Raw genomic sequence first — 15,365 nt, 5'->3', positions numbered from 1 at the left:
AAAATACATGTTAAGTTATATATTGATATTTATGATGTTACAACCTCGCATAACGACTCGGTTTACATGGAGGTTTACAAGCCGGCGCCGGTTTTCGGGTCTTTGCGGGCTGGATCGGGAATTTGCCAGACCCGTTTGTTGGCGCTGATGATTCTGTCCGTGTCGAACTCCTTGAGGTAAGTTTCGATTTCCGCCGGGTTGCGCCCCATGTTCTGGGCGATCAGGGGCAGCGGCACGTCGGCGTGATAAAGACGTGACGCATAGGTGTGACGGGCCGAATAGAAGGTGAGTTTCCGCGACAGGCCGATGCGCTTCGCCGCACGCTGCAACCCTTGGTTTATCACGTTGTTGGCATAGGTTATGCGTTCGAACCGGCGTTGGGGGTCGTCGTCGAAGTAGATCGGAAAAACGAAGTCGTCTCCGGCGCCGCCCTTCGCCGTGCGGGCGAACGGCTTCATATAGGGCCACGCCACCCGCTGTTCGACCAGAATGCGGATCGGATGCAGGGTTTTGGCGCGAACGAAATTGATTTCATAAAAAGCGACCGTCTCCTTATGCGCTTCGGCATACCGGGGGCCGTAGGCCGCACAATCCCGGTCGTACTTCTCCCGGTCCGGAATCTCCACGCATACGAGGTCTTTCCACCTCAGGCGGGCCAGATCGACCAGCGCCAGCCCCTGAAAAATATAGGAGCAGATGAACATCGAAAGCGCGAACTGCTCGGCGTCGTACGACGCCTGCCGCTCCTCGCCCCGGCATCCGTGGCATGGCGCGCGCCAGCAGCGTCTTTTCATCGTCCGGGGATCGGGTCTCTTCCGGGTCTTATAATAATATGTATCGAGGTAGTAACGGATCAGGCTGTCGAATTCGTCGGTTTCGAGCGCCCGTTTGGCGGTCCGCACGTCGAGCCTGCGGCTCAGACGGAAGCGGTCGAATGGATTGGCGTCCAGCAGTCCGTTCTGGCAGGCGTAGTTCATCAGCGCTTTCAGGGCGCTGAAAAACCGTTTGATGCTCGTATCGGCATAATGCGCATGGAGGTACTCCTCGAACTCGCCGAGCCATGCGCCGTCCACGTCGAACAGCTCGACGGTCCGGTGCTGCGAGAACCGTTCGACGATATGGAGCAGCGTCTGGTAGCCGGTGGCCGTGTTGTGTTTCTGGAGGGTGTCCCTGAAATAAGCGATACGCTCTTCGAAAAGGTCGTACAGGGTTTTCCGGGACGGAGGTTTACGCACCGAGGCTTCGAATATGCGCTGCACGGAGTAGGGCACCCCCTGCCGCTCGAAATCCAGCACTTTGTTTTTCAGCGCCGTCAGTTCGGAACCGATGATGGCGTTCATGTTCGGGGCCAGCGGATGCCGTTCGCGCACCTCCTGCTTCGCGGCGTTCCACCATTTCGCCGGACAGGAGAGTCCCGTGCTTTTGTATCGGCGTTTGCTGTTGTAGCAGACCCTTATCATGACGGGGTGTTCGCCGCTGGCGAGGGTCTTCGATTTGTAAAGGACCGCCGTGACGGTCGCCTTGGGGATTTTCATGTTTTTCCGGTTTACGCTATGGTTTACAAAATAAGCGTCGAACAGCTGAGAAACGGCCGCTCGAAATTCATGTTATATCGACGAATACCGGGCTGCACCCCCGTACTTTTCGGATGGAGACAACAAAAAACCCTCTCCGGGAGAGGGTTTCGTGCCGTATCTGCGGCTCAGCCTTTGCGTTTGTAGCGCGAGGGGCTGGTGCCGGTGTGCTGTTTGAAGTATTTGCCGAAGAACGACTGGGTCGAAAAGTTGAGGTGGTAGGCGATCTCCTGAATACTCATGCCGGAGTATTTGAGCAGCGCCTTGGCTTCCAGAATCACCGATTCGTCGATCCAGCGCGCGGCGGTTTTGCCGCTCACCTCCTTGACCACGGACGAGAGGTATTTCGGCGTGATATTGAGCTGCTTGGCGTAGAAGCTGACGTTGCGTTCGCGTTTGTTGTACTGTTGGAGCAGCGACATGAATTCATCGAAGAGCACTTCGCAGCGGCCTTGTTTGATCTCGCCGGGCTGCTCGCGCTGGTTGATCTCGGTGATGATGTAGAACGCCGTGGTGAAAAGCGTCCGGATGATTTCGTGGCGGTAACGCTCCTTGTCGCTGCGCAGCATGGTTTTGATGAGCTGGAAGAGCTGGCGTATCTGGTCCACGTCCTGCGGCGTGACCTCCAGTACGGGAGCCTTGCCGAAGCGCATGTAGACCGGCAGCGACGTCGAGAGGTCGATCTGGATCTCATTGACGAACGATTTGGAGAACGCCAGAAAATAAGCCGCGGCGTTCGACGAACATTTCACCGTGCGGATGATGCTGTCTGGATTGAAAAAGACGATGGTGTTGGGCTTGACGTTGTAGTTCTGCATGTCGATCGACACGGTGGCTTCGCCCGTCATCATGATGATGGCCGAGAAACCGTCGATCGAAGCCGGGTAGTCGGACGTCGTGTTGTTCTGCGCGTCGAGTGTGGTGATTACCAGATCGTCCGACAGATAGAAGACGTCGCTCATCTCCTTTTTGATGCGTGAGATCGAAACTTTCCGCAAATTCTCACGTCCTCCTTCCCGCGTCGTCCGTGTCGCTTTGATATTATCCGCCATATCGTCGTGGTTTTTCGGACAAATGTAACAATTTTCGTCCGAAATTGCAATAGGCCGGAGGAAAAATAGCGAAGTACGCAGGCCGGCGGCGGCGGAAACGACCGTCTTGAAACGCCTTTCAAACGCCTGAAACGGCGCTACTCTCCGCGGGGGCACATGATGCGGAGACCTCCGGCGATGCACTCGATATGCAGCGGGAATTCGGCCCCTTTCTGCCCGTCGACGTCCGTCGGTTCGTTGACCGTCGATACGATGTCGAGCGAACGCACCTGAAGGTGGCGGACGATCTTCGGATTGCCCCGCAGCAGATAGCGGCCCATGGCCAGCGTCGAACGGAGGAAGTTCTTCTTTTCGAGCATGATGCAGTCGAACAGACCGTCCTTGATCGACGAACGGCGCGCGAGGCGGAATCCGCCGGCCGTCTCGCCGTTGAAGACGAGCACCATCAGCGAGTTGAAGTCGAAAGCCTGTCCGTCGGCCACCACTTTGAGCGGCACGGCGTGCATCGCGCGCAGCTCCTTGACGCCCTCGATCAGATAGGCCAGTTTGCCGATCTTGTGCTTGCGCTGGTCGGGCGTGCGCTGCGAGGTGGTCGTGAAGATGCCGAAGCTGAAGATATTGACGAAATAGAGTCCGTTGACGCATCCGCAGTCCACGCGGTCCACCGCGCCGGAGGCGATCTGCCGCGCCGCTTCGAGCGGCTGGTGCGACATGCCCAGCGCACCCGCGAAGTCGTTGGCTGTACCGGCGGGAATCACTCCGAGCGGGATGTCCAGCCCCTTGTTTTTCATGGCGTTGACCACGTAGTTGACCGTGCCGTCGCCGCCGGCAACGACCATCAGGTCGATCTGCTCGTTGCCGTCGAAGGGATTGGCGCAGAAGTCGATCAGCTGCGGTTTGATATCGTAGCCGTAAGCCCGGAATACCGTGCAGACGGCTTCGGTGCAGCGTTCGATTTTGCATTTCCCGGATTGGGTGTTGTAGAGAAAAACAGCGCTTTTCATAGGGATCGTTATTGCATGATCATCGCCTCCATGGCGGGTGAAATATACTCTTCGTAGCCGTCGGTCCCGTCGGCGAGGATGAAATAGGCCTTCACGTCCGGCATCGTCCTGACGGCCTTCAGCGCATCGTCGGCCCCCATGGCCAGAAACATGGTTCCCAGCGCGTCGGCTTCGGCGCAGGTCGGCGCGGCGACGGTCACGGAGAGCAGACGCGACACGGCGCTGCGCCCCGTACGCGGGTCGATGGTGTGGGCCACCTTGTTGCCGTCGGCATCGAGATAGAAGCGGCGGTAGTTGCCCGAAGTGGCCAGACCGCCGTCGGTCAGGCGGATGCGTTTCTGCACGTATTCTCCGTCGGACATGTTGCCGTCGAACGGGGTTTCGATGCCGATGCGCCACGGCCCGCCCTGCCGGTTGACCCCTTTGCAGCGGACTTCGCCGCCGATGTCGACGATGTAATTGCGGGCGCCGAACGATTCGACCAGCCGGGCGAGCAGATCGACCGTGTAGCCTTTGGCGATCGAATTGAAGTCGAGCTGTACGCGGGGATCGGCCTTCACCAGCCGGCCCTCCTCGACACGGACCTTTTCGCGGCCGACGAATGCGAGGATCGAATCGACGTCGGGATGCCGTTCGGCCTGCCTACCGGCAAACCCCCACGCTTCGACCAGCGGTTTGACCGTCACGTCGTAGCGGCCGCCGCTCAGGGCGCCGATACTGTCGGCCAGATGCAGGTTGAAGGCGATATGGCGGTCTACGCTGTCCGTCTCGTTGCGGTTGAGCCGGCTCAGCAGCGAGCCCGGATCGAAGATCGACATCGACGCCTTGGCTTCGCGGTCGAGTTCCATCACGGCGGCGTAGAGCTCCTGCGGGGAGACGCCCTGCACGTCGGCCGTAATATGCAGTGTTGTGCCGAGCATCACGCCGTCCACGGCGGTATAGGAGGAGGCGCCCCCGCATCCCCAGAGGGCGGCCGCGGACACCGCAATCCAGACTTTCCGAATCAGCTTTTTTGCCATAATGTTCTCTTGTCAGCCGCAAAAATAGCATTTTCCGGGAGATTCGGGAAATTTCCGCCGAAAAGATTGCTCCGCGGCGTGCGGCGCAAGCGTAACGGCCGTTGCGGCCGATGCGTTTGCCACACCGGCCTGAGCGCCGGACGAATGTTTCCGGGATCGGATCCGGCTTTGTAAACGACTGGAAAACAGCGACGCCACGGCTCCGTGCGAGCCTCTCCCGGCACCCGGAGAATAGCATCTACGAACGATTTTTTACGTTTTTCGGTCCGAAGACAATAATTTTTTGATTTTTAATACTTAATTTCCAATTAATTCGTAACTTTGCCGGACGCTCTGGCGTTATTCACGGTAAGGGGAATGCGTCGTAGAGTGGAACTGAATAAATTTCAAAAAAATGGCTTATTTAACAGCTGAGAAAAAGCAAGAGCTTTTCGGCCAGTACGGCAAGTCTAACACCGACACGGGTTCTCCTGAGAGCCAGATCGCACTGTTTTCGTACCGTATCAGCCACCTTACAGAACACCTCAAAAGCAACAAGCACGACTTCGGCACGCAGCGTTCGCTGCTGCGTCTGGTCGGCAAGCGCCGCGCGTTGCTGGAGTACCTGAAGGAGGTCGACATCGAGCGCTACCGCGCCATCGTCAAGACGCTCAACCTCCGCAAGTAATCCGCGAGGAAGAAATGAGGGCAATTCCCGGAAGGGGTTGCCTTCATTTTCGTAAAGACAACGATTCGAAAAACACTATAGGTTAATTTTTTTTATGGAAGACAAAAAGCTGTACAATGCAGTCCGCAAGATCATTACGCTGGCCGACGGACGCCAGATCGAGATCGAAACGGGCAAACTGGCCAAGCAGGCCGACGGCTCGGTGGTGGTCAAGCAGGGCGATACGATGCTCTTGGCCACGGTAGTAGCCGCCAAGGACGCAAAACCCGACACCGATTTCATGCCGCTCCAAGTGGAGTACAAAGAGAAGTACGCTTCGTGCGGACGCTATCCCGGCGGCTTCATGAAGCGCGAAGGCCGCGCCAACGACAGTGAGATTCTCGTCGCCCGTCTGATCGACCGCGCCCTGCGTCCCCTGTTCCCCGCGGATTACCACGCCGAAGTTTACGTGACGGTGAACCTCATTTCGGCCGACAAGGATATTCAGCCCGACGCGCTGGCCGGTCTGGCCGCTTCGGCCGCACTGGCCGTTTCGGACATTCCGTTCGGAGGCCCCATCTCGGAGGTCCGCGTCGCACGTCTCGACGGAGAGTACGTCATCAACCCCAAATTCTCGGAGATGGACCGCGTGGACCTCGACATCATGGTCGGCGGTACGATCGACAACATCCTGATGGTCGAAGGCGAGATGAAGGAGGTTTCGGAAGAGGTGATGCTCGGAGCCATCAAGTTCGCACACGAGGAGATCAAGAAGCACTGCGCCGTACAGATCGAGCTTTCGAAAGAGCTGGGCAAGGACGTGAAACGCACCTACTGCCACGAGGAGAACGACGAGGAGCTGCGCCAGCTCATCGTCAAGGAGCTTTACGACAAGGCCTACGCCATCGCCACCAGCGGTACGATGAAGCACGAGCGCGAGGATATGTTCAACGCCCTCGAAGCCGAATTCGCCGCGCGCTATTCGGAGGAGGAGCTGGCCGAGAAAGCCATGCTGATCCACAAATACTTCCACGACGACGTGCAGAAGAAGGCCATGCGCAACATGATCCTCGACGAGGGCCTGCGTCTCGACGGCCGCAAGACCGACGAGATCCGTCCGATCTGGTGCGAGGTGGACTACCTGCCCGCCGCCCACGGTTCGGCGATCTTCACCCGCGGCGAAACGCAGTCGCTGACCAGCGTTACGCTCGGCACGAAACTCGACGAAAAGCAGAAGGACGAAGTGCTGGTGCAGGGCACCGAGCAGTTCGTGCTCCACTATAACTTCCCGCCCTTCTCGACGGGCGAGGCCAAGGCCGCACGCGGCCTGAGCCGCCGCGAGATCGGCCACGGCCATCTGGCATGGCGCGCCCTGAAGCCGATGGTTCCGCTGGGCGAGGAGAACCCCTACGCCGTGCGCGTCGTTTCGGACATCCTCGAATCGAACGGTTCGTCGTCGATGGCTACCGTCTGCGCCGGTACGCTGGCCCTGATGGACGCCGGCGTGAAGCTCAAAAAACCCGTGTCGGGTATCGCCATGGGTCTGATTTCCGACTCCCAGAGCGGCAAATGGGCCGTACTGTCGGACATTCTGGGCGATGAGGACCACCTCGGAGACATGGACTTCAAGGTGACGGGCACCAAGGACGGCATCACCGCCACCCAGATGGACATCAAGGTGGACGGCCTTTCGTACGAAGTGCTGGCCGCCGCGCTGGAGCAGGCCCGCAAGGGACGCCTGCACATCCTCGGCAAACTCACCGAGTGCATCGCCGAACCGCGCGCCGACTACAAGCCTTTCGTGCCGCGCATCGTTCAGATCACCATTCCGCAGGACATGATCGGCGCCGTGATCGGCCCCGGCGGCAAGGTGATTCAGGACATCCAGAAGACTACGGGCACGACCATCACCATCACGGAGGTGGACAACAAGGGCATCGTGGACATCTTCGGACAGGACAAGGCCGCGCTCGACGGCGCGCTGAACCGCATCAAGGCCATCGTTGCGATTCCGGAGGTCGGCGAGACCTACCACGGCAAGATCCGTTCGATCGTCACCTTCGGCGCATTCGTCGAGATCATGCCCGGCAAGGACGCCCTGCTCCATATTTCGGAGATCGACTACAAGCGTTTCGAAACCATGGAGGAGACCGGCCTGAAAGAGGGCGACGAGATCGACGTGAAGCTGATCGGCATCGACCCCAAGACCAACAAGTTCAAATTGTCGCGCAAGGTGCTGCTGCCCAAGCCCGAAGGCTATGTGGAGCGCGAGCGCCGTCCCCGCGAAGACCGCCCCGACCGCGGCGAACGCCGCGAGCGCCGCGACCGTCCCGGACGCAAAGAGGAGTAAACAGACTGTCAATGTGCTTATTTCGGACGAAAAAGTATCGAAATAACGTCCGAAATATTGCACATTTACCAAGAGTTTTCTATATTTGCGTTGTTCAGCGGGTTGAATTCCGAAATCCGGACGCCCAAACGGCGTCTTGCGAATCGGAACTTCCGCGAAAGAAACAGGAAAAAGGCAAACATTTAAATAAACACATTAATTTTACGATTATGAAAAATCTAATGAAATTGAGCGTTGTACTCGTTGCTGCCGCACTGGCATTCTCGAGTTGTAATTGCTTCAAGAAGATGGCTAAGAACCGGGACGACATCAACCTGACCGTCACTCCCGAAATTCTGACGCTGAACAACGGTATCGTAGCCGCGGACATCAACGTTACGTTCCCGGTCAAATACTTCAATGCGAAAGCCGTTATCAAGGTAACTCCCGTGATCGTATTCGAGGGCGGCGAGGTTGCAGGCGCAGCCAAATACCTCCAAGGTTCGAAAGTGGACGAGAACTACACCGTAGTAGACAAGAAGAACGGCGGCAGCTATACGCAGCACGTAGAGTTCCCGTACGATCCCCGCATGGACAAGTGCGCTCTGCAGCTCCGCGCCGAGATCAAGTGTCCGGGCGGCAAGTGCAAGGAGTTCACGCTCGTGAACCTGAACACCGGCGCCATCCCGACCAAGGAACAGGCTGCCGTGCTGGCCGGCAACGACGAGGCTGCCAAGGCCGCTCTGGCCAAGGAATTCGGCCTGACCGTCGCTTACGGTCTGAACACCCTGCAGAAGGACCTCAAATATTCGGACCTGATGGCTCCGATGGCCAACAACTACAAGAAGGTGCACACCGTAGTTGACAAGACCGATCTGCTCTATGCGATCAACTCTTCGGTCGTAACCAAGAAGAACGAGAAGAAAGCCAATCTCGACGCCTTCAAGGCCGACGTAGACGCCAAACTGCAGAACGACCGCGCAACGCAGAACATCGCCGTGAAGGGCTATGCTTCGCCCGACGGTCCCGTGAAGTTCAACGACAAGCTGTCGAAAGCCCGCAGCGAATCGGGTAAGAAGGTCGTTGCCAAACTGCTGAAGGATTCGGGTCTGGATGTCGACGCCGCAGCTTACGGCGAGGACTGGGACGGCTTCAAGGAGCTGGTCGAGAAGTCGGACATCAAGGACAAGAACCTCATTCTGCAGGTGCTGAGCCTCTACAACTCGTCCGCAGAGCGTGAGAGCGAGATCAAGAACATGTCGTCGGTATTCAACGAACTGAAAGAGGAGATTCTTCCCGAACTGCGCCGTTCGCAGATCGTCAACAGCACTGACATTCAGGGCAAGACCGACGCAGAGATCATGGCTGCCTTCAAGAACGGTCAGGACCTGACCGTCGAGGAGTACCTCTACGCTGCCGAGGCGCTGGCCAACGGCGCCGAGGAGCAGGTTGCCATCCTGACCGTCGCTTCGAAGAAGTTCAACGACGCCCGCGTATACAACAACCTCGGTATCGCTCAGGCCAAGGCCGGTGACAAAGCCGCTGCGCTGAAGTCGTTCGAGAAGGCCGCCAAGACCGACTCGTCGAGCGAGATCAACAAGAACCTCATCCTCGCCAATCTGGCTAACGGCAACACTGCCGAGGCCAAGAAGTACGCTCAGGCTGCCGACGCTCAGGCCAAGGCCGCTATCGCTGCTGCCGAGGGTGACTACAAGAGTGCCGCCAAGAACCTCGACGGTTACAACGAGGCTGTTGCTCAGGTTATGAACAACGACCTGTCGGCTGCCAAGAAGGCTATCGCCAAGGACAACTCGGCTGACGCAGACTACCTGCGCGCAGTGATCGCCGCTAAAGAGGGCGACCTGAAGACCGCTGAGGCTCAGCTGAAGAGCGCCGTTTCGAAGAACCCGAAACTGGCTCAGAAGGCTGCCAACGACATCAACCTGAAGGCGCTGAACAAATAATCGCCGTCAGATTAAGAGAAAAGGGTCTGGACCATCGGTTCAGGCCCTTTTTTTGCAGGATACCGGGAAAATATTTGCAGGCCGAAGATAGCGGGTGTGAATTATTTTTCCTAATTTTGTAAAAAACAGGGATACATTATGGAGTACGCCAATCATCTGAATGAATACGCTCCGGCATGGAGCGAAGCGCAGGTGGCCGAAGAGGTCGCCCGCATCCGCGAAGCCGCGAAGCGCAATCATAATGCGGAAGTATATAAAATGTGTTACTCGGCCATCGACATCACGACCCTGTCGTGCAACGACTCGGTGACCTCGGTGACCGAGTTCGCCCGCAAGACGGCCGAATTCTACCAGAAATTCCCGCATATTCCCAACGTGGCCTCGATCTGCATCTATCCGGCATTCGTCGAGACCGTCGGGTTGGCCGTGGACGGCACTCCGATGAAGATCACGAGCGTCGGCGGCGGATTTCCCGCGGCGCAGACCTTCCTCGAAGTAAAGGCGCTCGAAGTGGCGATGGCCATCGAGAACGGCGCCGACGAGGTGGATATCGTACTCAATGTGGGCCGCATGCTTACGGGAGAATACGACGAGGCGGCAAATGAGGTCGAGGTGATCCGCTCGGAGATGGACGCCGACGTCGTGCTGAAGGTCATCATCGAATCGGGGGCGCTCAAAACACCCGATCTGATCCGCAAGGCATCGCTGCTTTCGATGTTCGCAGGAGCCGATTTCGTAAAGACCTCGACCGGAAAGATCGACGTAGCCGCAACGCCCGAAGCGGCCGTGGTCATGTGTCAGGCGATCCGCGACTACTACCAGAAGACGGGCCGCAAGGTGGGATTCAAGGCCGCAGGAGGCGTCCGCACGGCCGAGGACGGCGCCCTCTACTATACGATCGTCGAGGAGATTCTCGGGCCGGAATGGCTCAATACGGATATGTTCCGCATCGGCGCCTCCTCTGCCGCGAACAACCTCCTTTCGGCTATCGAAGGCAGGGAGATCAAGTATTACTGATCGCCCGCAAGGGCTATCGAGGTATGCAGCAGTCCGGATTCGGACTGCTGCTTTTCGTTGGGGCGCCGGCCGGCCGAGAAACCGGTTGTCCGGAACACTCTGCCGGAAAACCAAACGGTCTGCCGGGCAACCTGTTTTGCCGGGCAACCGGATTGCCGGAAAAAGGCCGCGGCCTTACAATATCCGCGTCCCTGAATCGTCGGCATAAGTTAAGAAAGGCTGCAACGGGACGGCGGCGGGAAGGCGACCAGAAGGAGCCGGAATGATAACCAGAAAGCGGGGGGGGGAAACACCCGGAGGGCGACGGAAAAACAACCGGAAAGCGGCAGGAAGGAGCGGCGGCTCTTCGGAAATGAAAAATCCCGGCTGCAGTCGCAGCCGGAACTTCTAATGCAAACGGAGGATAGTACGGAGGCTGCGTACAAACCGGGACTTGTCTGATTCTGTATATTAAACGCAGAAAAGCTTCGAATACTGCACGATAAGGAGAAAGATTCGTGCGAACGGTGGCGGATTCATGCAAACGGACGGCGGCCCAAAGAGCCGCCGTCCGTTTTTCGATCTGCAGGACACCCGTTTCCGGGCCGCGTCCGACAAAGCTTCCGGCTTACCGAAGCGAATCGATCACTTCGACGGATATGGAATCCGTCGTCTCCGTTTCAACGGGGACTGGCGTCGCAGGCTGTTGTGACGCGACCGGTTCCGGATAAGTCTGGTCCTCGATTTCGTCGCGCAGTACCATCGACTGGAAATTGTCGCGCCGGATAGCCGCAATGACGATGATGACGATCACGGCCGTTGCTACAATAATACCGATAAGCTTTTTAATCATTTTCTCGTGTCTCGTTTAATATCCCGACCGCGCGTACTATCACGTTGTCCACGGGATAGATGTTGGCGTAAAATCCGTTGTCCTCCAGTGCCGTATTGCGGCCGATGTAGGCCCTGAGCTGGGCTTCGATCAGTTTGCGCGAACGGGCGATGTCGCGGTAATTCGGAGCTACTCCCTGACGCGCCGCATAGCGGATGAAGTCTTCGACCAGTCCCCGGTCGCCGTCGAGCAGGGCCTGCAGTTCGGGAATCGTCTTCACGGCGTTGAGCGCCTCGCGGTGACGGTCGGCATACTCGATCGTGTAGCGGTAGAGGATGTTGCGCCCCGCCACCTCGACGAAGTATTTCGTCACGTCGGTCGTGTCGGCCGGCACGAAGACGTCGGGCATGATGCCGCCGCCGCCGTAAACCACCTTGCCGCCGGGCGTCGTCCGTTTGAGCGAGTCGGCGAAGTGGATGCTGTCGGCCGAGAAAAACTCGTTGTTCCGGTAGCGGTTCCAAATGTCCTCCTCGTAGCTTTCGTCGTCGCCGATCGTATAGGGCTTCTGGATCGAGCGGCCCGTGGGCGTGTAATAACGTGCCGTCGTAAGCCGCAGGGCCGATCCGTCGCTGTAAGGTATCTGACGCTGTACGAGTCCCTTTCCGAACGAACGACGTCCAACAATCGTACCACGGTCGTTGTCCTGCAAGGCTCCCGCGAGGATTTCGCTCGAAGAGGCGCTCCCCTCGTCGATCAGCACAACGACGTCCATGTCCTGCGCCGAACCGGTGCCGTCGGCATATTCGCGCTGTTGCTGGTGATGGCGGTCCTCAGTATAGACGATCAGCTGCTCCTTGTGCAGGAATTCGTTGGCGACCAGAATCGCCTGATCGAGATAGCCGCCCGAATTGCCCCTGAGGTCGAAGATCAGTTTGGTGACGCCTTCCGCCCGCAGCGAAGCCAGCGCCTGCTCCATCTCCGCGGAGGTGGTGCGGGCGAACTGCCCCAGTTTGATGTAACCGATGCCGTCGGCGATGCGGAATGCCGATTCGATGCTCTTGATCGGAATCTTGTCGCGTACGACATCGACGCCGACCAGCTCGCCGATTCCCTGCCGTCCGAGTCCGAGGTGCACTGTCGTGCCGCGCGGACCGCGCAGTTTCTTCACCACGTCGCGCTGCGGAATCTTCTGTCCCGCCACGAGCGTGTCGTTGATCTCGATGATGCGGTCGCCGGCCTTGATTCCGGCCTTGTCGCTCGGTCCCTGCGGGATGACGTTCAGCACGATCACCGTGTCGGTGGCCATGTTGAAGACCACGCCGATGCCGTCGAACTCGCCCTCCAGCGGTTCGTTCAGCTGCTGCATCTCGGCAGCCGGAATGTAGACCGAATGCGGATCCAGCTCCTTGACCAGCAGCGGTATGACATGTTCGGCCAGCGAATCCATCGCCACCGAATCGACATACTGGTTCTCGATCAGCGAGAGCGTGTAAGTCAGTTTGTTGGTCGGCAGGGCCATCTGCCGGAGCATGCCTTTGATCTGCGAAGTGGTGCTGTTGCGGCCCATGTACTGTCCCAGCAACAGGCCCAATACGACGCCCGCTGCCAGCAGCAGCGGGAAGAGGATGGTGTATTTCGAATTTTTGTACATTGTCGGTCACCCGACGCACGGCACGCCGCCGTCGGGCTGTAAATTACTTGTTCTTAAAGGTATAGGTCAGTCCGACGCTCAGCAGCGTACGGGTCTGCACATCGACGTTCTGCGCCCGGTTGTAATAGAGCTGGAAACTTAACGTCGTGGAGAGGTATTTTGTTGCCTTGATGTCGAGCGTATTTTCCCAGCGTGCGATCGGATGGATCGGCAGCCGGGGCTTGTCCTTGATGTCTTTATTGGCTGTCTTGTCCCATTCTTCGTAGGCATGGCGGAACTTCGTATAGTCGCTGATCTTGTTCTTCTGGCCGATATCGGTGATCCAGCCGTAGAAGGAGTAGAGCGTCGTGCGGTAGCGCAGGAATCCCGTTTTGCCGAACGTGCGGTCGAAGTCGATCTGGATCGAGGAGCCGCCTTCGTATTTCGACGTCTTGTCGGGATCTTCGATACCGTAGTTGTATGCCGGCTTTATCTCAGTCTCTGTCTTTTTGCCTTCGCTGTCTACTCTTTCTTCCACCTGCCGTCTGCGGATCCAGTCGTTTTCGGCAAAGGTGGCGTTCAGCGCGATCGGCGAGAGGTTGATCACGATCGGGAATTTAGGTTTGGGACTTTTGTAGGTGATACCGAGCGAAATGTCGAGGTAACCCGGAGTCATGAACTTGCTCTTGAGGTGCTCCTTTTTCTGCTCCGTGCGCGATTTATAGCCGTTGACGAACTGGCTGCGGAAGTTCAGGATCGAACCGTAGGACCAGTTTTCGGACATCTTGAACGACGGGGCGACCGAGACCACGAATTCGTCCTGATTCTTGAACCAGACGCCCTCGCTGTCCATAATCTTGTTGCCGCTGTCGTCGACCATCGGATTGCCGTCGGCATCGAGACGCTGCGTCTCCACCTTCATCCGGTTATAGCCCAGCTTGGCACTGAACTTGGTTTCGATGGTGAAAAGATTCTTGGTGAAAACATGGCGCAGGCCGATCACCGCCGTAAGCGCGATGGAGTTGTCACCGCCCGACACCGAGATCCAAGGGTCGTTGTACGAGGTAAGCGCGCCCTGCACCCCGCTGTTGAATTCGAGGTAGTTGCGCTCCTTGCGGATCGCGGCGCGCTCGGCCTTGTAACGGGCGCGGCTGAAATAATCGACATCTACGGGTATGGATTTCAGTTTGTCCTGAAAAGTCACGCTCTCCTCCCCGGCATCGACTTCGTCGACGGAAATCTGGGCAGAGACGGTGCGGCCGATCAGAAGAGCCGGAATAAGCGTCAATATGAGATAAAAAGGTTTCATAGTGAAGTATTTATATCTGGAAAATTACACTGCAAATTTATGAAATTATTTACAAAAACCTTAACTTTGTCTTAAGTTAATATAAAGATACTCACATGAAATATATCGGAGCACACGTAAGCGCTTCGGGAGGTGTGGAGAACGCCCCCGCCAATGCGCACAAGATAGGGGCCACGGCCTTCGCGCTTTTCACCAAAAACCAGCGGCAGTGGGTCGCCGCGCCGCTGACGGCGGCGCAGATCGACTCTTTCCGCAAAGTCTGCGACTTGTACGGCTATCTCCCGGCCCAAATACTGCCCCACGATTCGTACCTGATCAACCTCGGACATCCTGAGCGCGACGGGCTGGAAAAGTCGCGCGCGGCGTTTCTCGACGAGATGCAGCGCTGCGAGCAGCTGGGACTGGACCGTCTGAACTTCCACCCCGGAAGCCACCTGCAGAAGATTGCGCCCGAAGAGTCGCTCGACCGGATCGCCGAGTCGATCAACATCGCGCTGGACAAGACGCACGGCGTGACGGCCGTAATCGAAAATACGGCGGGGCAGGGTTCCAATCTGGGCTTCGCCTTCGAACAGCTGGCCTACCTGATCGACCGCGTGGAGGACAAGTCGCGCGTGGGCGTCTGCATCGACACCTGCCACGCTTTCGCCGCAGGTTACGACCTGCGTACGGCCGAGGCGTGCGAGAGGACGTTCGCGGAGCTGGACAGCATCGTGGGGTTCGAATACCTGAAAGGCATGCACCTGAACGACGCCATGAAGATATTGGGCAGCCGTGTGGACCGTCATACGCCGCTGGGCGAAGGCATGATCGGCATGGAGTGTTTCCGCTACATCATGCAGGACGCGCGTTTCGACGGCATTCCGCTGATCCTCGAAACGCCCGACGAAGAGCGCTGGCCGGAGGAGATCGCCATGCTCAAGGCGTTCGCCGAAGAAAAATAACGCCCGGCGGAGCGGGTATCGCGCCGGAAACAGCTTTGCACCCGAAAATGAAAAAGAGGGCCGGAA

General features: G+C 57.9%; 12 protein-coding genes. 5 read left to right on the top strand and 7 right to left on the bottom strand.

Annotated elements, in window-relative coordinates; translation table 11 throughout:
- Window positions 1-74 precede the first annotated feature (74 nt).
- The 4 genes from HMPREF9720_RS02995 to HMPREF9720_RS02980 all read right to left on the bottom strand — a co-directional run bounded on the left by HMPREF9720_RS02995 (window position 75) and on the right by HMPREF9720_RS02980 (window position 4,649).
- On the bottom strand, window positions 75-1,535 hold the full coding sequence (locus HMPREF9720_RS02995; protein WP_009596705.1) for a site-specific integrase: 1,461 nt from the start codon (window positions 1,533-1,535) through the stop codon (window positions 75-77).
- A 167-nt stretch (window positions 1,536-1,702) separates the two neighbouring features.
- Window positions 1,703-2,626 (bottom strand): AraC family transcriptional regulator, encoded by a 924-nt coding sequence (locus HMPREF9720_RS02990; RefSeq protein WP_009596709.1) that lies wholly within the window; start codon window positions 2,624-2,626, stop codon window positions 1,703-1,705.
- A gap of 137 nt (window positions 2,627-2,763) precedes the next feature.
- A complete protein-coding gene (locus tag HMPREF9720_RS02985; protein WP_009596694.1) occupies window positions 2,764-3,630 on the bottom strand; it encodes a diacylglycerol/lipid kinase family protein in 867 nt (288 codons plus the stop codon).
- A gap of 8 nt (window positions 3,631-3,638) precedes the next feature.
- Window positions 3,639-4,649, bottom strand: coding sequence for an FAD:protein FMN transferase (locus HMPREF9720_RS02980; protein ID WP_009596702.1), 1,011 nt, complete (start codon window positions 4,647-4,649; stop codon window positions 3,639-3,641).
- 394 nt (window positions 4,650-5,043) lie between these two features.
- On the opposite strand from HMPREF9720_RS02980, the gene rpsO reads away from it, so the two are divergent.
- From rpsO to deoC, 4 genes are all read left to right on the top strand, one after another.
- Window positions 5,044-5,316 carry a 30S ribosomal protein S15 gene (gene rpsO, locus HMPREF9720_RS02975; protein ID WP_009596713.1) on the top strand — a complete coding sequence of 91 codons (273 nt, stop codon included), beginning with the start codon at window positions 5,044-5,046 and terminating at the stop codon, window positions 5,314-5,316.
- Window positions 5,317-5,410: 94 nt separating this feature from the next.
- On the top strand, window positions 5,411-7,645 hold the full coding sequence (gene pnp / locus HMPREF9720_RS02970) for a polyribonucleotide nucleotidyltransferase (protein ID WP_009596707.1): 2,235 nt from the start codon (window positions 5,411-5,413) through the stop codon (window positions 7,643-7,645).
- Window positions 7,646-7,866: 221 nt separating this feature from the next.
- Complete coding sequence (locus HMPREF9720_RS02965; RefSeq protein WP_009596714.1) at window positions 7,867-9,588, top strand: hypothetical protein; 1,722 nt, start codon at window positions 7,867-7,869, stop codon at window positions 9,586-9,588.
- Window positions 9,589-9,726: 138 nt separating this feature from the next.
- Window positions 9,727-10,605 (top strand): deoxyribose-phosphate aldolase, encoded by an 879-nt coding sequence (gene deoC, locus HMPREF9720_RS02960; protein WP_009596711.1) that lies wholly within the window; start codon window positions 9,727-9,729, stop codon window positions 10,603-10,605.
- A 607-nt stretch (window positions 10,606-11,212) separates the two neighbouring features.
- On the opposite strand, the gene HMPREF9720_RS02950 is transcribed toward deoC, so the two are convergent.
- From HMPREF9720_RS02950 to HMPREF9720_RS02940, 3 genes are read right to left on the bottom strand one after another with little or no spacing between them, the layout of a single operon-like run.
- Window positions 11,213-11,437 carry a hypothetical protein gene (locus HMPREF9720_RS02950; RefSeq protein ID WP_009596710.1) on the bottom strand — a complete coding sequence of 75 codons (225 nt, stop codon included), beginning with the start codon at window positions 11,435-11,437 and terminating at the stop codon, window positions 11,213-11,215.
- Complete coding sequence (locus HMPREF9720_RS02945; protein WP_009596708.1) at window positions 11,430-13,067, bottom strand: S41 family peptidase; 1,638 nt, start codon at window positions 13,065-13,067, stop codon at window positions 11,430-11,432. The genes HMPREF9720_RS02950 and HMPREF9720_RS02945 overlap by 8 nt, the downstream gene beginning before the upstream one ends.
- 43 nt (window positions 13,068-13,110) lie before the next feature.
- On the bottom strand, window positions 13,111-14,355 hold the full coding sequence (locus tag HMPREF9720_RS02940) for a DUF3078 domain-containing protein (RefSeq protein ID WP_009596698.1): 1,245 nt from the start codon (window positions 14,353-14,355) through the stop codon (window positions 13,111-13,113).
- Between the two features lie 95 nt (window positions 14,356-14,450).
- Between HMPREF9720_RS02940 and nfo the strand changes: the two genes are divergently transcribed.
- On the top strand, window positions 14,451-15,299 hold the full coding sequence (gene nfo, locus HMPREF9720_RS02935) for a deoxyribonuclease IV (RefSeq protein WP_009596701.1): 849 nt from the start codon (window positions 14,451-14,453) through the stop codon (window positions 15,297-15,299).
- The last annotated feature ends 66 nt before the right edge of the window (window positions 15,300-15,365 follow it).

It is taken from the genome of Alistipes sp. HGB5, assembly GCF_000183485.2.
Classification (GTDB): Bacteria; Bacteroidota; Bacteroidia; order Bacteroidales; family Rikenellaceae; genus Alistipes; species Alistipes finegoldii.
This window is presented reverse-complemented; position numbering and strand designations above follow the sequence as displayed.